Consider the following 23248-nt stretch of genomic DNA (forward strand, 5'->3'; position numbering starts at 1 on the left):
GGACCCCCTTATGACTCTCGAACAGACCTTACCCATCTGCATTGCTGGCCAATGGCGACAAGGCCGCGGTGAGCGCTACGCCACGTGCTACCCGGCGACCGGCGAGACCGTGGCCTGGCTCAATGCCGCCAGCGTCGAAGACGTGGAAGACGCCGTGCAGGGTGCCCACCAAGCGTTTTTGCACAGTGGCTGGGCGCAGCGCAAACCCCACGAGCGGGCCAGCGTGCTGTATCGCATCGCCGAACTGATCCGCGAACGCAGCGAAGATCTGGCGCAGTTACAGCGCCAGGACAACGGCAAGCCGATCAGTGAAACTCGAGCCCTGGTAGCCAGCGCGGCCGGTACGTTCCAGTTTTTCGCCTCGGCCTGTGAAACCCTCGAAGAAACCATCACCCCGTCACGCGGTGACTTCGTCACCATGAGCGTCTACGAGCCCATGGGTGTGATCGCTGCGATCACGCCGTGGAACTCGCCGATCGCCAGCGAAGCGCAAAAGGTCGCGCCAGCACTGGCCGCGGGTAACGCCGTGGTGATCAAACCGGCGGAAATCACCCCGCTAATGGCCCTGCAACTGGCGCGTATTTGTGAGGACGCTGGTTTGCCCAAAGGCCTGCTCAGCGTGCTGCCAGGCAAGGGTTCGCTGCTGGGTGATGCCCTGACCCGCCACCCGCTGGTCAAACGTGTGTCGTTCACCGGCGGGACCAAAACCGGCAAGCACATTGCCCATATCGCCGCCGACAAAATGATGCCGGTGTCATTGGAGCTAGGTGGCAAGTCGCCGACCATCGTGCTCGATGACGCCGACCTCGACCACGCGGTGGCCGGGGTGCTGTACGGCATTTTCAGCTCGTCGGGTGAAGCCTGCATTGCCGGCTCGCGGCTGTTTGTCGCCCGTGCCCTGTATGAGCCGTTTATGGCGCGACTGGTGGCTGCCGCAGCTGAGTTGCGGGTCGGTGACCCGGCCGATGAGCGCACGCAAATGGGCCCGCTGATCAGCGCCGCGCACCGCGAGTCGGTTGAGCGCTACGTCGCCCTGGGGCTCGCCGAAGGCGGACGCCTGCTGCTCGGCGGTCAGCGCTTGCGCGGTGGCGTGTACGACCAGGGTTACTTCTATCCGCCGACCATCCTCGAAGGCCTGAGCAACCACCAGCAAGTCTGCCAGGAAGAGATCTTCGGCCCGGTGCTGGTGGCTATGCCGTTCGATGACGAAGCGCAACTGCTGGAGCAGGCCAACGACAGCCTGTATGCCCTCGCCGCCGGAATCTGGACCCGCGATTACAAGCGTGCCTGGGCGCTGGGACGAAAAATCCAGGCCGGTACGGTGTGGATCAACACCTACAAGCAGTTCTCGATTTCCACCCCGTTCGGCGGCTGGCGCGACAGCGGCCTGGGCCGCGAAAAAGGCCGCCTCGGCATCCTGCAGTACATGGAACAGAAAAGCCTCTATTGGGGCATGAACGAACAGCCGCTGGCCTGGGCCGGTGTGGCAAAAGAAGGTGGGTTATGAGCGTATTGGGCATTGATGAAGTCACCTACGGTGTCGAGGATCTGGACACCTGTGTACGTTTTTTCAGCGACTGGGGCCTGAGCAAAGTCAGCGAGCAGGCCGATGAGGTGATCTTTGAAACCCTCAACGGCTGCCGTGTGGTCCTCGCCGATATCAACAAGGCCGGCCTGCCGCCCGCCATCGAAGCCGGCTCGACCGTGCGCGAAGTGGTGTGGGGCGTGGCCGACACTGCCGACCTGGCGCTGTACAGCCAGCGCATCGCCAACGACCCGGGCTTTATCGAGAGCAACGGTCGTATCGGCTGCACCGATCCCAATGGCCTGGCCATCCGCCTGCAAGTAACCCGCAAGCGTGAACTGGAGATCGAGTGCAGCGGCCATAACACCTGGCAGACCAAAGGCCGGATCAATAAAGCCGCGCCGATCTACGACCGCGCCACGCCGATTGAGGTTGGCCATGTGGTGTTTTTCGTCAAGGACGTGAATGCCTGCGAAGCCTTCTACCACGAGCGTTTTGGTTTCCAGGCCTCGGATCGTTATCCGGATCGCGGCGCGTTTTTGCGCACCGCCGAAGAAGGCGGCCACCACGACCTGTTCATGCTGCAACTGCCCGCCCCGCGCGCCGGGTTGAATCACGTCGCGTTCACCGTGCGCGATGTACACGAAGTGTTCGGCGGCGGCATGCATATCTCGCGCAGCGGCTGGGCCACCGAAATTGGCCCGGGGCGCCATCCGGTGTCCTCGGCATTCTTCTGGTACTTCAAAAACCCGGCTGGCGCGCTGGTGGAGTACTACGCCGACGAAGACCAACTGACCGGCGAGTGGCAGCCACGCGCCTTCGAACCCGGCCCCACGATGTTTGCCGAATGGGCCATCGCGGGCGGCATCGATGGCAATACCCGTCGCCAGCAGCATGTCGAGGCACCGCAAGGCAAATTCCTTACCGACAAACCGAAACCCTGAACAGGAGTCGCCCATGTCTTTCCTGAATATCGCCATTGCCGGTGCCGGAATCGGCGGCCTGACCGCCGCGATTGCCCTGCAGCGCGCAGGCCACAACGTCACCGTGTTCGAACAGTCAAAGGCCTTTTTGCGGGTCGGTGCCGATATCAACCTGACCCCAAACGCCGTGCGAGCCCTTGACGGCTTGGGTGTCGGCGCGGCGGTGCGTATCCCCGCAGCCCGCCCCACTCACCGCATCAGCCGGATGTGGGACAGCGGCGAAGAAACCTCGCGCCTGGAAATGGCCGATGCCGCCGAACAGAAATACGGCGCGCCACAACTGACCATTCACCGCGCCGACTTGCTGGCTGCGCTGGCCGATGTGTTCCCGAGTGAAAACGTGCAATTTGGCAAACGTGCCGAGCAAGTGGTACAGACCGGACAAGGCATCGAACTGCACTTCAAGGACGGCAGCCGTCACGTGACCGACCTGTTGATCGGCGCCGACGGCATCCACTCGGTGGTACGCAATGCGCTGTTCGGTGACGAGCAACCACGCTTTACCGGGGTAGTCGCCTACCGCGCCGTGGTGCCCGCCGAAAGCGTGACCCATGTGCCGAATATTCAAGCGTTCACCAAGTGGTGGGGGCCCAACCCTGAAAGCCAGATCGTGACCTTCCCGCTGAATCAGGGCCGCGACATTTTTATCTTCGCCACTACCGCGCAAGACAGCTGGCATGAAGAGTCCTGGACCAGCGCCGGGGATGCCGACGAGTTGCGCAGCCACTATCAGGACTTCCATCCCGATGCCCGCGCCCTGCTCGATGCCTGCAGCGATGTGCTCAAGACCGCACTGTACGAACGCGACCCGCTGCCGTTCTGGTCCCAGGGCGCCATGACCCTGCTGGGTGACGCGTGCCATCCGATGATGCCGTTTATGGCTCAGGGTGCAGGCCAGGCCATCGAAGACGCGGTGGTGCTCGCCCGCCATCTGCAAGACCTGACCAGCACCGGGCAAATTGCCGATGCTCTGCTCGCTTACCAGAACGCCCGCCTGCAACGCACCAGCCAGATCCAGATTGGTTCACGGGGTAATCAATGGCTCAAGGACGGCGGCAATGCCGATTGGGTTTATGGCTACGACGCCTGGACCGTACCCACGCCGAATGCGGCTTGATCGCCCCTATAAAAAACTTGCGCAGGTTAATGAAATGAGTACGACCCAACTCCCTTATGTCGAGCCGCATCAGGCCCGCAAACGTCCCAATACCCAGTTTGAAGAGCTGCTGGGCGACTCCATCGAACGCGCTTTCGGCAATGGTGTGACCGAGCTGCCTGACCTGCTCGCCCACCTCAACCGCGCCGGGCCGCCCTGCCCCCTGACCAGCGGCGAGTGGACACCTGAAGCCTATAAAAACCTGATGGCCCGGCTGGGCGAATAGCCCGCTAAGGCCCCATAAAATTAGGTAGAAGAGAAAAATGAACATGAACATAACCGTCGACCCTGTAGAAAACCTCCTGGCTAACGGCTTGAAAAACCTCTGGTTCCCGGTATTGCCCAGCGACCATCTGGGCGAAAAACCCGTGTCGATCCGCCGCCTGGGCTACAAGATCGCCCTGTGGCGCGACAATGATGGCAGCGTCCACGCCCTGGAAGATCACTGCCCCCACCGCGGCGCTCCGTTGTCCCAGGGCCCGGTGCTGGGCGACCGGCTGCAGTGCCCGTATCACGGCGTTGAAGTGCGCAGCGACGGCACCGTGACCAAAGTACCGGGCAGCCCCGGTTGCAAGCTCGAAGGCAGCCGCCCGACACGCATGTTCCACACCCGCGAAGCCGCTGGCGCGATCTTTCTCTACAACGCCGCCGAGCCCCATGTGGACACCCCGCCGGAACTGGTGCTGCCCGAACAGCTGAGCTCGCCAGAGTGGAGCAGCTTCTTGTGCTACGCCGAGTGGCAAGGCGATTACCGTTATGTAATCGATAACGTCATGGATCCGATGCACGGCACCTATCTGCACAAGATGTCGCACTCCATGAGCGAAGGCGAAGCCACTGCCAAATTCGTCACCCGCGACACTGACAAGGGTTTCTTCTTCGAAAAAGAGGGCCAGCGCGGGGTGAATTTCGACTGGACCGAATTTATGGACGACAGCTGCCACTGGCTGCGTTTGGAAATCCCGTACCCGAAAACCGGCGGCCCGGGCGGCAACTTCAGCATCATCGGCAGCTACACGCCGAGCAGCCGTTCACTGTCGGCGGTGTTCCACTGGCGTTGCCGGCCGCTGACCGGCTGGCAGCGTGATACCTGGCGCTTCCTCTACAAAAACCGCCTGGAAGCACGACACTGGGCAGTGCTGGAGCAAGACCGGGTGCTGCTCGAGTTTATGGAGCCGGACGCCAATCAACGGGAAAATCTCTACCAGCACGACCTGGGTGTGGTGCGTCTGCGCCGCTACCTGAAAAACGCGGCCAAGGCTCAACTGGAGCTGATCGACGCGAAGCAATTGCCATGAACGCCGCCATCACCGCCCGCGTGCATACCCTGCGCTACGAGGCCGAAGGCATTATCAGTGTCGAATTGCGCCCTTACGGTGACACCGTGTTCGCACCTTTCGACGCGGGTTCACATATTGACCTGCACCTGCCCAACGGTCTGGTGCGCAGTTACTCGTTGCTCAACTCGCCGAGCGATCAGGGCCGTTATGTGATCGGCATCCTGCGGGATCGCAACAGCCGTGGCGGCTCGGAGTTTGTGCACGGGCAATTGCGGGTCGGCATGCAGCTGTCCATATCCAGACCGCGCAATAACTTCGCACTGGATGAGAGCGCTCGCCACAGTGTGCTGGTGGCAGGCGGCATCGGCATCACGCCGATCTACTGCATGTTTCGCCAATTGCTGGCGCTGGGTAAATCTGCCGAGCTGATCTACTGCGCCCGTTCGCGCCAGGAAGCGGCGCTGGTGGAAGAACTCGCCGGGTTGGACGCCCGGGTGGTCTACCACTTCAACGACGAAAAAGGCGTGCCGCCGAACCTGGCGGCTTACCTGGCAGACCAGCCCGTCGATACGCACTTCTATTGCTGCGGCCCGACCCCGATGCTCGATGCGTTTGAGAGCACCTGCGAAAGCCTCGGCTATCCCCATGCGCATATCGAGCGCTTTGCGGCGGCCGAACTGCCGCCATCCACAGACGCGCAGAGCAGTTACAGCGTGGAACTGAAAAAAACCGGCAAGACGCTGTCCGTCGGGCCAGGTTTGAGTTTGCTCGACGTGTTGCTCGAAGCCGGTTGTGATATCGAATACAGCTGTCGCGAAGGGGTATGCGGGTCGTGCGAAACACGGGTAGTGGAAGGTGATATCGACCATCGCGACGGCGTGCTGACCAAAGCCGAGCGTGCGACGAACAAATCGATGATGGTCTGTGTATCGGGCTGCAAGAGCCAGCGATTGGTGCTGGATTTATAGGCTTACTGTAAATATCTGTGGGCGCGAGCAGGCTCGCTCCCACAATGACTTGCACCTGAATAAAGTTTTGCGTCGTTATAAGCAGCCGACTTCAATGTCGGCTTTTTTGTGCACGTGACAGATATACGCACAGTTAATGTGCACTTTGGTTACTCCCCAAGAGCCATGTTCCACAGGCAATACGGCGCCCTGCGTTTTATATATAAATCATTGTTTTACATAGAATTATCAATAAAAATAAAAAACAAAACAGTTGGCATAGTTTCTGCTCTATCTCTAGCGGATTTATAGAAAAGACGCCGTATCACCTATAAAACAATAAACGCATCTATCAAAGCCACTTCGCCAATTGCCGCCATCAAGGCAAGCGGGAACGTGTTGCCTGTCACTTTTCAATGCGTAACTTTGCAGGGGAGTCAAACATGAACAAGTCCGTTATATGTCTGGGACTGATGATGAGCAGTTGCGTCAGTGTTGCTGCCGAATCCGGCTCGACCGCACCCGTGGTTAAAAAGCCGTTTCCGCATATCGCCTGGCGCAGTGATGACGGTCAAAGCAGTCTCGATATTGGCGGGGCCTTGCGCACCAACTACCGCGATGAACATTGGGACACGACCGAAAACAATGGCCGCTTTTTGTTCGACACCTTTCGCCTCGATGTGCAGGCAACCTACAAGAACCTGTTCAGTGATGTCGGCTACTGGTTTCAGGATGACGGTAAACGCGCCGTGGATCGCGGTTATGTCGGCTATCGCCTGAACGACAACTCCAACCTGCAACTGGGTGCACCGTTCAAACCGTTCGGCCTGGAGCCCTATCCCCAGTTCGGCTGGAGTTATCACCTGCCGTTCTTTATGGGCTACGGCTCAAGCACGGCTTCAGGCTTGAAATACAGCTACAAGAACACGGAGTGGGACGTGCAACTGGCCTTTTTCCCGCGCATGTTGCCGAGCGATATTCGCTTTGCGCCGGAGGTCGGGCGCTATGCCGACCTCAAGGACAATGCGATCCCGGCCATCCAGTCGCGCCAGGACAACGAAAAGCGCAACCAGCTCAACGCCCGTGTCGCGCGAACCTTTATCAATGATGGCTGGAAAGCCGAGGTCGGGGCATCGGTCGCCACCGCCCAGCTGTATAACGCCACCACCAAAGACGACGGCGACTACTGGGCTGGCGGTATTCACGCCATCATCAATGCCGGGCAATGGACGGTAACCGGGCAAGGCATCCGCTATGAGTTCGACCCGAAAAACCCGGCCGGAGTCAGCAAAGACTCGGTGCTGATGGGCGGTAACGGCTTGACGCCTGCGTACCTGATCGCTTCCAAGGCCAGCCTTGGGGCGCTGAACGTAAGCTACGACATCCTCACGCCAAAACTGGGGCAGCTGAAAAAAATCAAACTGTATAACGACTACAGCCGTCTGATGAAAGACAAAAGCGGCTGGGACGACTCGCAGATGTACACCGTGGGCGCGCAGTTCTTTGCAATGCCAGTCATGGCCTGGGTTGACCTGACCTGGGCGAAAAATGCCAACCCCTACGGCGGTGCAGAAAACGGCAGCGGGTTCACCAACACAAGTTCAGTGGGTAGTAACCAGTGGTACTACCGCACCAATGTCAATATTGGCTATTACTTCTAAAACCCTCGAACTCGGCGTTTCCTTGTGGCCACAAGGCTGCAAGGAAAAACTGACAGTCGCAGCACACCCCCCTCTACATCAGTGAACACACAACAATCCCCCGGCCCTGAAAACCAGCGGCATTTGCGCAAACGAAAAATACGCTTGATTGATATTAATTATCATTTACATATGAGAATAAGTCTCTAATATCCCCGCCTTACGTGGTCTTTGCCATACATTGCACGCTTGCGCTGCGAGCTGCCTGCAAAGTCGATCTGCCTCCCTCCCCTCTGCAGGATCTTCGACATGCTTCGTCCCTTTATGCCCATGTTGTCAGGCTCCTTGGCACTTGCTCTGTCGACCGCAGCACTGGCGGCACCGCTCAGTTTCAATCTGCCGGCTCAACCGTTATCGACTTCATTGACCCAGTTGGGTAAAGCCAGTGGCCTGCGGGTGAACTACGAGAGCCAAGCGGTCGCAGGCAAGCAGGCGCCAGCAATACATGGCCAATTGGAACCTGCGCAAGCACTTGAGCAACTGCTTGCTGGCAGCGGCCTAAGTGGCACCGTACAGGGCAACTCCGTCCATGTGCAGCCATACAAAACAGGCGTATTGAACCTCGGCGAGGTGAGTATCAATGCGCAAAGCGGCGTTGCTGGCACGGCCACCACCGAAGGCAGCGGTTCTTACACCACGGGCGCCATGAGTACTGCAGTCGGCCTGCCGTTGTCGATCCGCGAAACCCCGCAGTCGGTGAGCGTGATTACCCGCCAGCGCATGGATGACCAGGGCATGAACGACCTCAATGATGTGGTCAAGTACGCGCCGGGCATCACCCTGCGCAAGTTCGGCGGAGACCGCCAACAGTTTCTGGCCCGTGGTTTTATCGTCGATAACCTGATGTACGACGGCCTGCCGACCAGCCTCAGTACATTCACCCTGGACACCATCGCCGGGGCAGACTTGGCGATGTATGACCGGGTTGAAGTGGTGCGTGGTGCCACCGGGTTGATGAGCGGAGCCGGCAGCCCGTCGGCGACCCTCAACCTGGTGCGCAAGCGCCCTACGGCCACGCCGCAAGTCAGTATCACCACCAGTGCCGGCAGTTGGGATCGCTACCGCACCGAGGTGGACGCATCGAACAAGCTCAATGAAACAGGCACGCTGCGCGGGCGCCTGGTAGCCGCGTATGAAGATGACAAGAGCTATATCGATGAACGCGACAAATTGCGTCAGACTTTTTACGGTGTGCTGGAAGCCGACCTGAGCGACTCAACCACCTTGACCCTGGGCGCGTCCAAGCAGCGCGACGATGCAACCTCGGACTGGGGGAGCCTGCCAGCCGGGCCGAATGGCGAAGACTTGCACCTGCCGCGCCACACCTTCTTGAGCAACGATTGGGCCTACTGGAACCGGGACAATGTGAGCCTGTTCACCGACCTCACCACCCACTTCGACAACGGCTGGACCTCACGGCTGGCGTTCGCCAGGATCTGGGCCGAGTCCAATACCTTCTCCAGTTACTTGAATCCACCCAAGAGCGGAGGTTTCACTCAGTCCTCGGGCCAATACGACACCACCGATGTGCAGACCAACCTCGATGGCTCCTTATCCGGTCCGTTTCAGTTGTTTGGCCGTGAGCATGAACTGACCGTTGGCGCCAGCAGTCGCCAGGAGAAGTTCGACCAAAAAGGTGGCTTCTGGTCAAAGGCCACCCCGATCGATATCTACAACTTCGACCCCGGCGTGATTCCCAAGCCCGACATTGCTGATCGCACACCCTATCAAAGCCAAAACACGGCAACCGAGAGGGGCATTTATGCCGCGGCCCGGTTCAACCCGTTCGACCCGCTGCACGTCATCATTGGCAGCCGGTTAAGCTGGTACGACTACGACAACCGAGCGGGCACGGGTGACTACAAAGTCACTCAGCAAATCACCCCTTACGCGGGTGTCATCTACGACCTGAACGACACATATTCGGTCTACGCCAGCTACACCGAGATTTTCAAACCGCAAACGCAGCAGGACGTGAGCGGCTCTGTTCTGAAACCAATGACCGGCGAAAGTTATGAGGTGGGGATCAAGGGTGAGTATTTCGACGGTGAACTGAATGCATCGCTGGCGCTGTTCGACATGACCCAGGAAAACCGCGCCTATGCACTCGATACCCAGCCTGCCGGTTGCCGGGCCACCAACCGCACCTGCTACGAAGCCGCGGGCGAAGTCCGCAGCCGTGGGCTTGACGCGGAAATCAGTGGTGCCCTCACCTCGAACTGGCAAGCCTCGGCAGCCTACACCCTGGTGCTGAGCCAGTACGTCAAGGACAAGGCCTTTGACAAGGGCAACCTGTTTGCGCCCAACCAGCCCAAACACCTGTTCAAGGCCGCAACCACCTATCACTTGCAAGGTGACCTGGAAAAAATGCGCATTGGCGCTGACGTACTGGCCCAAAGCGCAACTTACGGCCGGGTCGGCAATGGCCATGCCGAACAGGACGCCTACGCCGTGGTGGGCCTGATGGCGGGCTATCGCGTCAATGAGCACTGGGACGCACGGGTGAATCTGAACAACGTGCTCGACCAGAAATACTGGCAGGGCATCCCGACTGCCACCGGCAGCGGTACCTATGGTGACCCGCGCAATGTGATGTTTTCCCTGAAATGGTCGCTGTAACACGCGCCAACTGACGCCCGACAAAGAACCTGCAAGGCCAACTCTCTGTGGGAGCGAGCCTGCTCGCGAAGGCAGATCATTCGCGAGCAGGCTCGCTCCCACAAAGAAGTCACTGGTCTGCGCACCGTGATTAAGCCCGAGAACCGAAAAACGCTTTATCCAATACGCCAAGTACTGTTCGTCGGGTTCAGATTAATACCGTAATCCTTGTAGGAAGCGCCCCACATACCCGCTGCGACTGCACTTTTAGACTTCAAGCACCCCCATCAAACGGAAGGTTACTTGTGTCTAAATTCATTTCTCTGTTCTTGTTTTTCACCCTTGTCGGCTCCACCCTTGCTACCGCTTCTGAGGCTCGAAAACCTTATCCCTGGGCCGTCCAGACGGTTCATGAAACCTCTGCACCACACCATGTCAAAAAGGTCATCAACCGCGCACATACCTTGCTTGGCATCCCTTATCTGTGGGGCGGCATGTCACTGGAAAAGGGCTTCGATTGCAGCGGCATGCTGGTGTATCTGTTCAAGAACGAAGCCAATATCCATGTACCAAGAACCACCGCAGCCATGCTCAGCGCGAAATTGCAAAAAGTCGACCGGCATAATCTGAAACCTGGGGATGCGGTATTTTTCCGCACTCAGGGCGGCACACGCAGCAATCACGTTGGCCTGTACATCGGCGATAACCGCTTTATCCATGCACCCCGCACCGGCAAAACGATCCGCATCGACTCGATGGACAATTCCTACTGGAAGAAAAACTACACTACTGCCCGCCGCTTCTAAGCCCAAGCACAAGGACATAACCGCTCAGAGAAGCGGACGCATTGATGGATCTATCGAGTATTGAGGTATCAGCGAGGGGTTTAGGGGTAAGCCCCTCGCATTGTGATCAGTCACTAATAACTTTTTAAACCCAGATGCCCACGCAGTGTCGGGTGTTCATACGCCGTGCGCAGGTAGCCGCGACGTTGCAGGATCGGCACTACCGATTCGGTGAACTCCTTAAAGGTGCCCGGCAGATACGCTGGCGATACGACATAACCGTCGCAAGCGCCCTGCTCCAGCCAGTCGATCAGTTGCTGCGCCACGCTTTGTGCAGTGCCCACCAGTTGCGGCACTCGGATGCTGGCGGCCATGATCGCGCCGTATTCTCCAAGGGTGATATCGCGTTCCAGACGCAGCTTTTGCGCGATCACGTCCGGTGTCGTCGAGTGCCTGGCGATATCGAGCAGGCGGGTGTCCAGCGGGAACTGGGTGAAGTCGAAATTCGACTGGGTAGACAAGGTGATAACCCCCAGCTCAGGGTTGGCCAGCGCATTGTGCTCATCACGCTTTTTGATCGCCTCGGCTTCAGTGCCGCCAATAAACGGCATGACCGCGGTGAGGATTTTGCAATCGTCCGGGTTGCGACCAATGGTGCGCATTTGCTGGTGGATGTCCTGGCGGAATTCAAGCATGCGCTCCACCCGGCTGTTGATACTGAAAATCACCTCTGCCCAACGCGAACCAAACTGCCGACCACGCCCCGAAGCCCCGGCCTGGATCAACACCGGCTGGCCCTGCGGCACACGCGGAATATTCAGCGGCCCCTCACAGTCGAAGAAAGTACCGCTGTGCTTGAACGCATCAATCTTGCTCGCGTCCGCGAGGATGCCCCGAACCTTGTCCAGCACCAGCGCATCGGGCTGCCAGCTGTTCCACAGTTTGAGCACCAGTTCGACAAACTCATCGGCACGGGCGTAGCGCTGATCATGGGCCAAGTGCTGCGCTTGGCCAAACAGGCGCGCCTCGCTGTCATTCATCGAGGTCACGATATTCCAAGCGCTGCGGCCTCTGGAAATATGATCCAGAGAGGCGATCGCTCGCGCCACATGGGGCGGTTGGTAGTAGGTGGTGGAACGCGTCAGCCCCAGGCCAATGTGTTTGGTATGACCGGCCAACAGGCTGAGAATCGGTAACGGATCCAGCCGCGCAGCATCCTGGGCACCCAGCTCAAAAGAGCGCGCACGGGATTGCCCGGCCTGATCGCCAACCGCCAGCCGATCGGCAAAAAACATCAGGTCGAAGCAGCCATCCTCGAGGGTTTTAGCGATTTCGATGTAGTAGTCGGGGTCGAGAAAGTGACTATGGGTTTGCGGATGACGCCATACCGCGTGGCTATGTACCACGGGGCCCGAAAGCATGAACCCCGCCAATGCCATTTGCTTGGCCATAAGGATTTCCTTGTTGATCAGAGTGCGCGGTCAAACATGGGAGTGACGTCGTACGGCTTTTTAAGCAGCTTGGCGTCATAGAGGAAATCAGAGGTGGCCTGGGCCTCGCTGATGATGGTGGGCGAAATCGGCAACACGGTGATGGCGTCGCGCTTGAACCAGGCTTTGGCAATTTCCGGGGAGGACTGGTTAGCCTTGGACCAGGCAACGGCGTACTCATCGACATGGCTTTGGCTCCATACCCGGGCACGGGTCAGGCGCGCAACGAAGTCCTTGATGATTTCGCCTTTTTTCGCCAGTACAGGCTCATAGGCCACCACGTAAGTCGGTGCGCTCATCAGCCCCTTGGCGTTACGGATCAGGGTACTGCCCTCTTTCTCCTGCAACGAGACATAGGGTTCCCACGTGCCAAACGCGTCGATATCGCCCTGGCTCAGCGCCATGCTTGCTTCAGCCGGCAGCAGGTATTTGTAGGTCACGCTGTCGCGTGCAACCCCTGCCTCATCCAGAGCCTTGAACATCATTTGCTGGCTCCAGGAGCCGTTCCAGATAGCGACGGTTTTACCTTTGAGATCAGCCACCGACTGAATCCCCGGGCGGGCCACGATACCTACACCGTTCAGGCTGGTTTGCGTACTGGCCACCACCTTCACCGGGGCACCATTGGCCGCCAGGCTAATCACCGGCGTATCACCAACGACGCCAATATCCAGCGCACCGCTGGCAACCGCCGAGGCCACTGGCGAGCCAGTATTGAAGCGCTTGAAGTCGATGGTATAGGGCAAGTCCTTGAGCTCACCCGAAAGCTCTAAAACAATGCGATTGGAGAAGAACTGATCCCCCACCACCAAGGTCAATGGCGCAGCTGCACAGGCCGATGCGCCATGCAGTGCCAGAGAGGCCACACCCAGCAGGGCCAGCAGTTTTTTACGAGTTGTCATTAAGGATCCCTACAGAGTTAACGGCTAACTCAACCATCTGTAGGCATGCAGTCTGGCATTGAGAAAAGAGGCTTTATGGATCGCCAAGCGTGGCGTTTTTAGAAGCTAGCGCAATAAATACATAACCGGTTAATACTTTTAAGTCATATCAATAGAACCCTGTCCGGGTATTTGGTTAGCTGTTTTTGGTATTAAGAATTTTCCCGTTCCAGGTTTAGGGTGGCCTCACCAGACCACTGGGCCTAATCGCATTTACTTCACTCATTACAGCGCCAGCGCGCCCTTGAGCGCAGGCCCGGCAAGGTCAGATTGCATGCCTAATCCAGATTTGAATATTTGGGGCACAGCCCCAACCGCCCGTTATGAACAACTGGCCGCGCCCTTTCGCCCACTGTTTGAACACATCAGCGTGCAAGCCGCGGAGGCGGATGGCTCGCGCAGCAGCCTGGCCACGGTGATCCAGCAATTGAATGCATTGGGCTTGCCGCGGTGGCGCCTGCCGCAAGCTTATGGCGGGCACGGCGCAACGCTGGTCGAGTTGCTCACCCTGCTGACCGAGTTATCCGCCGCGGACTCAAACATCACCCAGGCCCTGCGCGGGCATTTTGGTTTTTGCGAAGAAGTACTCGTCTCGAAGGATCTCGACTGGCAGGCAAAATGGCTGGACACGCTGAGCCAGGGCGCACTTCTCTCACCGGGCAGTACCGAAGTCGGCACCCAGACCCGTGGCGAATTCGGCACACGCATCCATCGGGCTGAAGACGGCTCGTTGCGTATCAGCGGTAAAAAGTTCTACACCACCGGTGCGCTTTACAGCGACCTGATCAACACCATCGGCACCGGTGAAGACGACACGCTGTACAGCGTGGTGGTCGACCTTAAAGCGCCGGGAGTACAGATCATTGATGACTGGAACGGTTTTGGCCAACGCCTGACGGCAAGCGGCACCTGCATCTTCGAAAATGTACGGCTGGATGACGAGCCGCGCGCCACCGACCAGCGTTTTGCCTATGGGCAGTCGTTCTTTCAGATCTATCACCTGAGCACCCTGGCCGGTATCGCCCGCCGAGCCGCCTTGAGTGGCGCCGAAGAACTGAGCAATCGATCCAGAACCTTTTCCACGGGCAATGCCGACATTGCCGCGCAAGACGTACAACTGCTGCAAGTGATCGGCGAAGTCGCCAGCCAGGCCTACGCCGCACAAGCCATTACCCGACAAGCTGCAGAGCGTCTGGAGAGCACCGCGCAATACACGATAGCCAGTGACAAGCCGCTGCCCCATGACGATCCGCAGGTCGCACAGGCCGAGTTGGAGGTTTGCCTGGCGGTAAATCCGGTGGTGGACGCGACGCTGGCGGCAACCACCGCGCTGTTCGATGCCCTGGGCGCCAGCGCCACTGCAAGTAACAAGGCGCTGGATCGCCTGTGGCGAAACGCCCGCACCCTGGCCAACCACAACCCCCGGGTATACAAGTCGCGCATCGTCGGCAACTACCTGGTCAACGGCATAGTGCCACCCTCGCAGTGGCGGGTAGGCGTGGCCAAAGGCTGAACATCGCGAGTTCTTTCGGCACCAAGCCATCGATAAAAAGGATATACACTGGGGCACATCTATAAAAACAGCCCACTGGGTAATCCCCCATGATGACTTTGCGTCAGATCCGCCACTTTATTGCCGTGGCCGAGACCGGTTCGATCTCGGCCGCCGCTCAGGCGGTGTATATCTCACAATCGACATTGACCCTGGCCATCCAGCAACTGGAGCAGGAAATCGGTGTCAGCCTGTTCAACCGCCATGCCAAGGGCATGACCCTGACCCACCAGGGCCACCAGTTCCTGCGCCAGGCGCATCTGATTCTGGCGACTGTCGACAACGCCAAGCGTAGCCTTCAGCAGAGCACCGACCAGGTGGCCGGGCAGTTGATCGTAGGCGTGACCAGCCTCGTTGCCGGTTACTACCTTGCAGACTTGCTGACCCGCTTCCAGCGCGCTTATCCCAACGTCGAAATTCGGGTAATGGAAGACGAACGGCCTTATATCGAGCATTTGCTGGTCAGCGGCGAAATTGATGTCGGGGTACTGATCCTCTCCAACCTCGAAGACCGCCACGCCTTACAGACCGAAGTGCTGACCCACTCCCCCCACCGGCTATGGCTGCCGGCCCAGCACCCGTTGCTGGAACGCGACAGCATCAACCTTGCCGACGTGACCCGCGAGCCCCTGATCCAGTTGAACGTCGATGAAATGGACAGCAATGCCCAGCGCCTTTGGTCCCGGGCGGGCCTGCAACCGCGCATCACTTTGCGCACCGCCTCGACCGAAGCGGTACGCAGCCTGGTGGCCGCAGGGTTGGGCGTGTCGATCCAGCCGGACATGACTTACCGGCCATGGTCACTGGAGGGCGACATCATCGAAGCACGGCCCATAGCGGATCTGAACCAGACCCTCGACGTCGGCCTGGCCTGGCGCCGCGGTACTGCGCGCCCGGCGTTGGTAGATCCGTTCCTGACAGTCGCCCGGGAGCAACCCCACGGCGGGCGCAAGCCATCTATTTAATCGAACGCCACCTTCAGTATTAAGTATTTGTCGACCTCGGAGCCCAAGACTAATCTTGTTACATCTATAAGACGGTCGGGGCCCCAGTCACAGGGAGCACCATGACCACACAAGAAAAGAGAACCCGCAAAATGTCAGCCGCCCAGACCCCGTTGTTCACCGCACTATTAATCGATGGTGAACTGGTCGCAGGCCAAGGTATAGCTGAGCCAATCCTCAACCCCGCAACCGGTGAAGTGCTGACCCACATTGCCGAAGCCAGCTCCGAGCAGGTCGAGGCCGCGATCCTCGCCGCCCACCGCGCGTTCGCTGGCTGGGCACGGACCACGCCGCAGCAACGCTCGAACCTGCTGCTGGAGATCGCTAATGCGATCGAAAAGAACGCCGACTTGCTCGCCCGCCTCGAATCGCTGAACTGCGGCAAGCCACTGCACCTGGCCCGCAAGGACGATCTGAGCGCCACTGTCGATGTGTTCCGCTTCTTCGCCGGCGCCGTGCGCTGCCAGACCGGCCAGCTCAGCGGCGAATACCTGCCGGGCTACACCAGCATGGTGCGCCGCGATCCGATTGGGGTGGTGGCCTCGATTGCGCCATGGAACTACCCCATCATGATGGCCGCCTGGAAAATCGCCCCCGCGCTGGCCGCTGGCAACACGCTGGTATTCAAGCCTTCCGAGCACACTCCGCTGTCGATTCTGGCCCTGGCGCCAGCACTGGCCCAGATCCTGCCACGCGGGGTGATCAACATCATCTGCGGCGGCGGTGAAAGCGTGGGCAGCTGTCTGGTCAGCCACCCCAAAGTGCGCATGGTTTCGCTGACCGGCGATATCGTCACCGGGCAAAAAATCCTGTCGACCGCCGCCAAAACCCTCAAGCGCACGCACCTGGAACTCGGCGGCAAGGCCCCGGTGATTGTCTGCAATGATGCGGACATTCAAGCCGTGGTTGAAGGCGTGCGCACCTATGGTTATTACAACGCCGGCCAGGACTGCACCGCAGCCTGCAGGATTTATGCACAGGCCGGAATTTATGACCGACTGGTAGCCGAGCTCGGTGCCGCCGTCAGCAGCCTGCGCTTTGCCGGTAAACGCGACACCGACAACGAGATCGGCCCGCTGATCAGCACCCGCCAGCGCGACCGCGTATCCAGTTTCGTCGAGAGGGCCCTCGGCCAACCGCATATTGAACGCATCACCGGTGCGGCCGTGCATTCAGGTGCTGGCTTCTATTACCAGCCCACCCTGCTGGCCGGGTGCAAACAGAGCGATGAAATTGTTCAGCGCGAAGTGTTCGGGCCCGTGGTCACAGTGACCCGCTTCGACGAACTCGCCCAAGCAGTGGACTGGGCCAACGACTCCGAATACGGCCTCGCCTCCTCGATCTGGACCCAAAACCTGGACAAGGCAATGCAGGTTGCGGCACGCCTGCAATACGGTTGCACCTGGATCAACAGCCATTTCATGTTAGTCAGCGAGATGCCCCACGGCGGGCTCAAGCGCTCGGGCTATGGCAAGGATTTGTCCAGCGATTCGCTGCAGGACTACAGCGTGGTACGGCACATCATGGCCCGCCACGGGCAACATCTATGAAAAACAGCATCCCCTAATAACAAGCCGCTCACGGCACAACATCACGTTCAAAACTGCCCCGACCATAATTAAAAAAGAGGGAAACCCCATGTTCGTGCACAAGACCGCAATGCTCAGTGCAATCACCACCGCGCTGCTGGCCAGCGCCACGCTCCAGGCCGGCGAACCGCTCAAAGCCGTCGGTGCAGGCGAAGGCCAGCTGGATATCGTTGCATGGCCCGGCTACATCGAGCGGGGCGAGAGCGACAAGGCTTATGACTGGGTAACCGGTTTCGAAAAAGAAACCGGCTGCAAGGTCAACGTCAAGACCGCCGCCACCTCCGATGAAATGGTCAGCCTGATGGCCAAGGGTGGCTATGACCTGGTCACCGCCTCCGGCGACGCATCGTTACGGTTGATCGTCGGCAAGCGCGTACAGCCGATCAATACGGCGCTAATCCCGAACTGGAAAAACATCGACCCGCGACTCGCCAATGCGCAGTGGTACGTGGTCAACCAGCAAACCTACGGCACCCCGTATCAGTGGGGCCCGAACGTACTGATGTACAACACCGGCGTGTTCAAAACCGCGCCTGACAGCTGGAGCGTGGTGTTCAATGCGCAGAACCTGCCCGACGGCAAGCCGAACAAGGGTCGCGTGCAAGCCTACGACGGCCCGATCTACATTGCCGACGCGGCGCTGTACCTGAAGACCGCCAAGCCGGAACTGGGCATCCAGAGCCCCTATGAACTGACTGAAACCCAATACCAGGCCGTGCTTGAACTGCTGCGTGCCCAGCAACCATTGATTCACCGCTACTGGCACGACACTACCGTGCAAATGAGCGACTTCAAAAACGAAGGCGTGGTCGCGTCCAGCGCCTGGCCGTATCAAGTCAACGGCCTGATGAACGAGAAACAGCCAATCGCCTCGACCATCCCCAAGGAAGGCGCCACGGGCTGGGCCGACACCACCATGTTGCACGCCGAGGCCAAGCACCCCAACTGTGCTTACAAGTGGATGGACTGGTCGCTGCAACCCAAGGTCCAGGGCGACGTAGCCGCCTGGTTTGGTTCGTTACCAGCAGTGCCGGCAGCGTGCAACTCGAGCGAACTGTTGGGCGCACAAGGCTGCAAGACCAACGGTTTTGACCAGTTCGAGAAGATCGCCTTCTGGAAAACCCCGCAGGCTGAAGGCGGCAAATTTGTGCCGTACAGCCGCTGGACCCAGGACTACATCGCGATCATGGGCGGTCGCTAAGCCCTCTTCGCCAGCAGGTTCACTTGCGCATTTGATTGCACTCCCCCGTGGGAGCGAGCCTGCTCGCGCAGCTTTTAAAGATTCTGTTTTTTGGAGCACCGCACCATGACACTTGCAGTCCAGTTCACCCAAGTTTCCCGTCAATTCGGCGAGGTGAAAGCCGTTGACCGGGTTTCCATCGATATCAAGGACGGCGAGTTCTTCTCCATGCTGGGCCCATCCGGCTCGGGCAAAACCACCTGCTTGCGTCTGATCGCAGGCTTCGAACAACCGAGCGCAGGCTCGATCCGCATTCATGGCGAAGAAGCCGCCGGGCTGCCGCCGTACCAGCGTGATGTGAACACCGTCTTCCAGGATTACGCTCTGTTCCCGCACATGAACGTTCGCGACAACGTCGCTTATGGCTTGAAAGTCAAAGGCGTCGCCAAGGCCGAGCGCCAGATGCGCGCCGAAGAGGCGCTGGATATGGTCGCCCTTGGTGGTTACGGAGAGCGTAAACCGGTGCAGTTGTCCGGCGGCCAACGCCAACGCGTGGCCCTGGCCCGCGCCCTGGTCAATCGCCCCCGCGTGTTGCTGCTCGACGAGCCCCTGGGCGCTCTCGACCTGAAGCTGCGCGAACAGATGCAAAGTGAGCTGAAAAAGTTGCAACGCCAGCTCGGCATCACGTTCATCTTTGTCACCCACGACCAGACCGAAGCGCTATCGATGTCTGACCGTGTAGCCGTGTTCAACAAGGGCCGCATCGAACAAGTTGATACCCCGCGCAATCTGTACATGAAACCGGCAACCACCTTCGTCGCCGAATTCGTCGGCACCTCCAACGTGATCCGCGGTGATTTGGCGCGTCGATTGAGCGGCAACCCGCAGGCGTTTTCAATTCGTCCCGAGCATGTACGTTTCGCCGAGGGCCCCTTGGCCAGCCACGAGATCGAAGTCAGTGGCCTGCTGCATGATATTCAATACCAAGGCAGCACCACCCGCTATGAGCTGAAACTGGAAGACGGCCAGACCCTGAACATCAGCCGCGCCAACGTGCAGTGGCTGGATGTCAGTGCCCAGCACCAGACAGGGCAGCGCATCAGCGCCCGCTGGGCACGCGAGGCCATGGTCGCGCTGCACGACACCGTTACAAGCGGGGTGTGAAATGAACAGCGTGGCTATCCCTCAAACCCAGGCCGGTAACTCGCCTCTGCGCAGGTTCTCCAACCTGTTGTACCGGCGCCCCAACCTCTACCTGTCGATGCTGCTGGTGCCGCCGTTGCTGTGGTTTGGCGCGATCTACCTGGGCTCGTTGTTGATGTTGCTATGGCAAGGTTTTTACACCTTCGATGACTTCACCATGGCGGTCACTCCCGACCTGACCCTGGCGAATTTTGCAGCGCTGTTTCAGCCGTCAAACTTCGACATCATCGTGCGCACTCTGAGCATGGCCATTGTCGTGTCAATCGCCAGTGCCGTTGTCGCATTTCCGATTGCCTACTACATGGCGCGCTACACCACCGGTAAAACCAAAGCGTTTTTCTACATCGCGGTGATGACGCCGATGTGGGCCAGTTACATCGTCAAGGCTTACGCCTGGACGCTGCTGCTGGCCAAGGGCGGCGTGGCGCAGTGGTTCGTTCAGCACCTGGGGCTGGAACCGGTATTGCAGTTTGTACTGGGCATTCCGGGGGTCGGCGGCAGTACATTGTCGACCTCGCACCTTGGCCGTTTCATGGTGTTCGTCTACATCTGGCTACCGTTCATGATATTGCCGATCCAGGCCTCTTTGGAACGCTTGCCGCCCTCCTTGCTGCAAGCCTCGGCCGACCTTGGCGCCAAGCCGCGCCAGACCTTTATGCAGGTGATTCTGCCGCTGTCGATTCCGGGCATTGCCGCCGGTTCGATCTTCACGTTTTCACTGACGCTGGGCGACTTTATCGTGCCGCAACTGGTCGGCCCGCCAGGCTACTTCGTTGGCAGCATGGTGTACGCCCAACAAGGCGCAATCGGCAACATGCCGATGGCTGCTGCCTTCACGCTGGTGCCGATCGTGCTGATCGCCATTTACCTGTCCATCGTCAAACGTCTGGGGGCCTTCGATGCGCTCTGATCCAAAGAAACCGGCGTCGGAAAAACAAGGCGATCAAGCATCCCTGGGCCTGAAAATCGCAGCCTGGGGCGGGTTGGTGTTTTTGCACTTCCCGATCCTGATCATCTTCATGTACGCCTTCAACACCGAGGAAGCGGCCTTCAGCTTTCCGCCCAAGGGGTTCACCCTGCACTGGTTCAGCGTGGCGTTTTCGCGCCCCGACGTACTGGAAGCGATCAAGCTGTCGGCACAAATTGCTGCGATTGCAACGCTGATTGCGATGGTGCTCGGCACCTTGGCTTCGGCGGCGTTGTACCGCCGGGATTTCTTCGGCAAGCAAGGCATCTCACTGATGCTGATCCTGCCGATTGCCCTGCCGGGGATCATCACCGGTATCGCGTTGCTGGCGACATTCAAGTCATTCGGCATCGAACCCGGGATGTTCACCATCATCGTCGGCCATGCGACTTTCTGCGTAGTGATCGTCTACAACAACGTAATCGCGCGCTTGCGCCGCACCTCCCACAGCCTGATCGAAGCGTCGATGGACTTGGGGGCTGATGGCTGGCAAACCTTCCGCTACATCATGTTACCGAGCCTGGGCTCGGCGTTGCTCGCAGGCGGGATGCTGGCATTTGCATTGTCGTTCGATGAAATCATCGTCACCACGTTCACTGCTGGTCATGAGCGCACCTTGCCGCTGTGGCTGCTCAACCAGCTCAGCCGCCCAAGAGACGTGCCGGTCACCAACGTAGTCGCCATGCTCGTGATGATGGTGACCATGCTGCCAATTCTCGGCGCCTATTACCTGACCCGTGGTGGCGAAAGCGTAGCGGGCAGTGGCGGTAAATAACCGACAGCGACTCTCCCCTGTGGGAGCGAGCCGGCTCGTTCCCACAGTGATCAAAATAATTCGATAAGGACGCAGCCATGCAAACCAAACTCTTGATCAACGGCCAACTGATTGACGGCGAAGGCCCCGCCCAACCGGTGCTCAACCCGGCACTCGGCAGCGTGCTGGTGCACATCAACGAAGCCAGCGAGGCCCAGGTCGATGCCGCCGTGCGTGCCGCCGATGCCGCGTTTGACAGCTGGTCGCAAACCCCGCCAAAGGACCGCTCACTGCTGTTGCTCAAAATCGCCGATACCATCGAAGCCCACGGGCAAGAGCTGGCCAAACTGGAATCGGACAACTGTGGCAAACCCTACAGCGCCGCATTGAACGACGAGATCCCGGCGATTGCCGATGTATTCCGCTTCTTCGCTGGCGCCAGCCGCTGCATGAGCGGTTCGGCCGGCGGTGAATACCTGCCGGGGCATACCTCGATGATCCGCCGCGACCCGGTGGGTGTGATCGCCTCTATCGCGCCCTGGAACTACCCGCTGATGATGGTTGCCTGGAAAATCGCCCCTGCCCTGGCTGCCGGTAATACCGTGGTGCTCAAACCGTCGGAGCAAACCCCGCTGACAGCATTGCGTCTGGCTGAGCTGGTGTCAGATATCCTCCCGGCTGGCGTGCTTAACCTGGTGTTCGGCCGCGGTCAGACGGTGGGCAGCCCACTGACCACTCACCCCAAAGTGCGCATGGTGTCGCTGACTGGCTCGATTGCCACCGGTTCGAACATCATTTCCAGTACCGCTGACAGCGTCAAACGCATGCACATGGAGCTGGGCGGCAAGGCCCCGGTGATTATCTTTGACGACGCTGACATCGACGCCGCCGTGGAAGGCATCCGCACCTTCGGTTTCTACAATGCAGGGCAAGACTGCACCGCCGCCTGCCGCATCTACGCCCAGGAAGGCATCTACGACAAGTTCGTCGAAAAGCTCGGCGCGGCGGTAAGCAGCATCAAGTACGGCTTGCAGGACGATCCATCGACCGAACTCGGCCCGCTGATCACCGCTCGCCACCGCGACCAGGTTGCCGGGTTTGTCGAGCGCGCGGTGGCTCAGCCGCATATCCGTTTGATCACCGGTGGCAAGGCGGTTGAAGGCGAGGGTTTCTTTTTCGAACCGACCGTATTGGCCGACGCCCTGCAGGACGATGAAATTGTCCGCCGCGAAGTATTCGGGCCCGTGGTGTCAGTGACCAAGTTCACCGATGAAGCACAGGTGCTGGGCTGGGCCAACGACTCGGACTACGGCTTGGCGTCGTCGGTCTGGACCTCGGACGTAGGTCGCGCACACCGTTTGTCTGCACGCTTGCAGTACGGCTGCACCTGGGTCAACACCCACTTTATGCTGGTCAACGAAATGCCTCACGGCGGTCAGAAACTGTCCGGTTATGGCAAGGACATGTCCATGTACGGACTGGAGGACTACACCACCGTGCGACATGTGATGTTCAAGCACTAACCGCTTCGCGAGCAGGCTCGCTCCTGCATCTTGACCGCACTCCCCCTGCGGGAATGAGCCTGTTCGCGAAG

General features: G+C 59.3%; 19 protein-coding genes. 17 read left to right on the forward strand and 2 right to left on the reverse strand.

Annotated elements, in window-relative coordinates; all coding sequences use genetic code 11:
* Positions 1 to 10 precede the first annotated feature (10 nt).
* The 9 genes from U5A05_RS17610 (at position 11) to U5A05_RS17650 (ending at position 10995) form a co-directional block, all read left to right on the forward strand.
* Entirely contained in the window at positions 11 to 1507 is a 1497-nt protein-coding gene (locus U5A05_RS17610) for an aldehyde dehydrogenase (protein WP_321834141.1), read from the forward strand.
* Positions 1504 to 2469 (forward strand): VOC family protein, encoded by a 966-nt coding sequence (locus tag U5A05_RS17615; protein WP_261739190.1) that lies wholly within the window; start codon positions 1504 to 1506, stop codon positions 2467 to 2469. The genes U5A05_RS17610 and U5A05_RS17615 overlap by 4 nt, the downstream gene beginning before the upstream one ends.
* A gap of 13 nt (positions 2470 to 2482) precedes the next feature.
* Positions 2483 to 3625, forward strand: a complete 1143-nt coding sequence (locus U5A05_RS17620; protein WP_321834143.1) for an FAD-dependent monooxygenase — start codon at positions 2483 to 2485, stop codon at positions 3623 to 3625.
* Positions 3626 to 3659: 34 nt separating this feature from the next.
* Entirely contained in the window at positions 3660 to 3890 is a 231-nt protein-coding gene (locus U5A05_RS17625; protein ID WP_261739192.1) for a recombinase-like helix-turn-helix domain-containing protein, read from the forward strand.
* Positions 3891 to 3927: 37 nt separating this feature from the next.
* Positions 3928 to 4962, forward strand: coding sequence for an aromatic ring-hydroxylating dioxygenase subunit alpha (locus U5A05_RS17630; RefSeq protein ID WP_321834146.1), 1035 nt, complete (start codon positions 3928 to 3930; stop codon positions 4960 to 4962).
* A complete protein-coding gene (locus U5A05_RS17635) occupies positions 4959 to 5912 on the forward strand; it encodes a PDR/VanB family oxidoreductase (RefSeq protein WP_321834147.1) in 954 nt (317 codons plus the stop codon). Before U5A05_RS17630 ends, U5A05_RS17635 begins: the two co-directional genes overlap by 4 nt.
* A gap of 422 nt (positions 5913 to 6334) precedes the next feature.
* The gene (locus tag U5A05_RS17640; protein WP_321834148.1) at positions 6335 to 7552 is read left to right on the forward strand and encodes a hypothetical protein; all 1218 of its coding nucleotides are present in this window, start codon (positions 6335 to 6337) and stop codon (positions 7550 to 7552) included.
* 288 nt (positions 7553 to 7840) lie between these two features.
* Complete coding sequence (locus tag U5A05_RS17645) at positions 7841 to 10210, forward strand: TonB-dependent siderophore receptor (RefSeq protein WP_321834149.1); 2370 nt, start codon at positions 7841 to 7843, stop codon at positions 10208 to 10210.
* A gap of 284 nt (positions 10211 to 10494) precedes the next feature.
* Positions 10495 to 10995 (forward strand): C40 family peptidase, encoded by a 501-nt coding sequence (locus U5A05_RS17650; RefSeq protein WP_261739197.1) that lies wholly within the window; start codon positions 10495 to 10497, stop codon positions 10993 to 10995.
* Between the two features lie 113 nt (positions 10996 to 11108).
* On the opposite strand, the gene U5A05_RS17655 is transcribed toward U5A05_RS17650, so the two are convergent.
* Together U5A05_RS17655 and U5A05_RS17660 are read right to left on the reverse strand one after the other, a co-directional pair.
* Positions 11109 to 12425, reverse strand: coding sequence for an LLM class flavin-dependent oxidoreductase (locus tag U5A05_RS17655; protein WP_321834150.1), 1317 nt, complete (start codon positions 12423 to 12425; stop codon positions 11109 to 11111).
* Positions 12426 to 12442: 17 nt separating this feature from the next.
* Complete coding sequence (locus tag U5A05_RS17660; protein WP_261739199.1) at positions 12443 to 13366, reverse strand: ABC transporter substrate-binding protein; 924 nt, start codon at positions 13364 to 13366, stop codon at positions 12443 to 12445.
* A 313-nt stretch (positions 13367 to 13679) separates the two neighbouring features.
* On the opposite strand from U5A05_RS17660, the gene U5A05_RS17665 reads away from it, so the two are divergent.
* The 8 genes from U5A05_RS17665 to U5A05_RS17700 all read left to right on the forward strand — a co-directional run bounded on the left by U5A05_RS17665 (position 13680) and on the right by U5A05_RS17700 (position 23177).
* Positions 13680 to 14918, forward strand: a complete 1239-nt coding sequence (locus tag U5A05_RS17665; protein WP_321834152.1) for an acyl-CoA dehydrogenase family protein — start codon at positions 13680 to 13682, stop codon at positions 14916 to 14918.
* Positions 14919 to 15007: 89 nt separating this feature from the next.
* A complete protein-coding gene (locus U5A05_RS17670; protein ID WP_261739201.1) occupies positions 15008 to 15922 on the forward strand; it encodes a LysR family transcriptional regulator in 915 nt (304 codons plus the stop codon).
* Positions 15923 to 16023: 101 nt separating this feature from the next.
* Complete coding sequence (locus U5A05_RS17675) at positions 16024 to 17511, forward strand: gamma-aminobutyraldehyde dehydrogenase (RefSeq protein ID WP_321834154.1); 1488 nt, start codon at positions 16024 to 16026, stop codon at positions 17509 to 17511.
* 88 nt (positions 17512 to 17599) lie between these two features.
* Positions 17600 to 18751 carry a putative ABC transporter substrate-binding protein YdcS gene (gene ydcS / locus U5A05_RS17680; protein ID WP_261739203.1) on the forward strand — a complete coding sequence of 384 codons (1152 nt, stop codon included), beginning with the start codon at positions 17600 to 17602 and terminating at the stop codon, positions 18749 to 18751.
* A 105-nt stretch (positions 18752 to 18856) separates the two neighbouring features.
* Complete coding sequence (locus U5A05_RS17685; protein ID WP_261739204.1) at positions 18857 to 19894, forward strand: ABC transporter ATP-binding protein; 1038 nt, start codon at positions 18857 to 18859, stop codon at positions 19892 to 19894.
* A 1-nt stretch (position 19895) separates the two neighbouring features.
* Positions 19896 to 20843 (forward strand): ABC transporter permease, encoded by a 948-nt coding sequence (locus U5A05_RS17690; protein ID WP_321834157.1) that lies wholly within the window; start codon positions 19896 to 19898, stop codon positions 20841 to 20843.
* Positions 20833 to 21675, forward strand: coding sequence for an ABC transporter permease (locus tag U5A05_RS17695; RefSeq protein WP_261739206.1), 843 nt, complete (start codon positions 20833 to 20835; stop codon positions 21673 to 21675). The genes U5A05_RS17690 and U5A05_RS17695 overlap by 11 nt, the downstream gene beginning before the upstream one ends.
* A gap of 77 nt (positions 21676 to 21752) precedes the next feature.
* Entirely contained in the window at positions 21753 to 23177 is a 1425-nt protein-coding gene (locus U5A05_RS17700) for a gamma-aminobutyraldehyde dehydrogenase (RefSeq protein WP_321834160.1), read from the forward strand.
* Positions 23178 to 23248: the final 71 nt, after the last annotated feature.

This window comes from Pseudomonas kulmbachensis, assembly GCF_963681935.1.
GTDB classification, from domain to species: Bacteria; Pseudomonadota; Gammaproteobacteria; order Pseudomonadales; family Pseudomonadaceae; genus Aquipseudomonas; species Aquipseudomonas kulmbachensis.

Excerpts from the sequence above, each read along its gene's own strand:
- U5A05_RS17610 (WP_321834141.1), top strand. The coding sequence starts at position 11 with ATGACTCTCGAACAGACCTTACCCATCTGCATTGCTGGCCAATGGCGA.
- U5A05_RS17615 (WP_261739190.1), top strand. The coding sequence starts at position 1,504 with ATGAGCGTATTGGGCATTGATGAAGTCACCTACGGTGTCGAGGATCTG.
- U5A05_RS17620 (WP_321834143.1), top strand. The coding sequence starts at position 2,483 with ATGTCTTTCCTGAATATCGCCATTGCCGGTGCCGGAATCGGCGGCCTG.
- U5A05_RS17625 (WP_261739192.1), top strand. The coding sequence starts at position 3,660 with ATGAGTACGACCCAACTCCCTTATGTCGAGCCGCATCAGGCCCGCAAA.
- U5A05_RS17630 (WP_321834146.1), top strand. The coding sequence starts at position 3,928 with ATGAACATGAACATAACCGTCGACCCTGTAGAAAACCTCCTGGCTAAC.
- U5A05_RS17635 (WP_321834147.1), top strand. The coding sequence starts at position 4,959 with ATGAACGCCGCCATCACCGCCCGCGTGCATACCCTGCGCTACGAGGCC.
- U5A05_RS17640 (WP_321834148.1), top strand. The coding sequence starts at position 6,335 with ATGAACAAGTCCGTTATATGTCTGGGACTGATGATGAGCAGTTGCGTC.
- U5A05_RS17645 (WP_321834149.1), top strand. The coding sequence starts at position 7,841 with ATGCTTCGTCCCTTTATGCCCATGTTGTCAGGCTCCTTGGCACTTGCT.
- U5A05_RS17655 (WP_321834150.1), bottom strand. The coding sequence starts at position 12,425 with ATGGCCAAGCAAATGGCATTGGCGGGGTTCATGCTTTCGGGCCCCGTG.
- U5A05_RS17660 (WP_261739199.1), bottom strand. The coding sequence starts at position 13,366 with ATGACAACTCGTAAAAAACTGCTGGCCCTGCTGGGTGTGGCCTCTCTG.
- U5A05_RS17665 (WP_321834152.1), top strand. The coding sequence starts at position 13,680 with ATGCCTAATCCAGATTTGAATATTTGGGGCACAGCCCCAACCGCCCGT.
- U5A05_RS17670 (WP_261739201.1), top strand. The coding sequence starts at position 15,008 with ATGATGACTTTGCGTCAGATCCGCCACTTTATTGCCGTGGCCGAGACC.
- U5A05_RS17675 (WP_321834154.1), top strand. The coding sequence starts at position 16,024 with ATGACCACACAAGAAAAGAGAACCCGCAAAATGTCAGCCGCCCAGACC.
- ydcS (WP_261739203.1), top strand. The coding sequence starts at position 17,600 with ATGTTCGTGCACAAGACCGCAATGCTCAGTGCAATCACCACCGCGCTG.
- U5A05_RS17685 (WP_261739204.1), top strand. The coding sequence starts at position 18,857 with ATGACACTTGCAGTCCAGTTCACCCAAGTTTCCCGTCAATTCGGCGAG.
- U5A05_RS17690 (WP_321834157.1), top strand. The coding sequence starts at position 19,896 with ATGAACAGCGTGGCTATCCCTCAAACCCAGGCCGGTAACTCGCCTCTG.
- U5A05_RS17695 (WP_261739206.1), top strand. The coding sequence starts at position 20,833 with ATGCGCTCTGATCCAAAGAAACCGGCGTCGGAAAAACAAGGCGATCAA.
- U5A05_RS17700 (WP_321834160.1), top strand. The coding sequence starts at position 21,753 with ATGCAAACCAAACTCTTGATCAACGGCCAACTGATTGACGGCGAAGGC.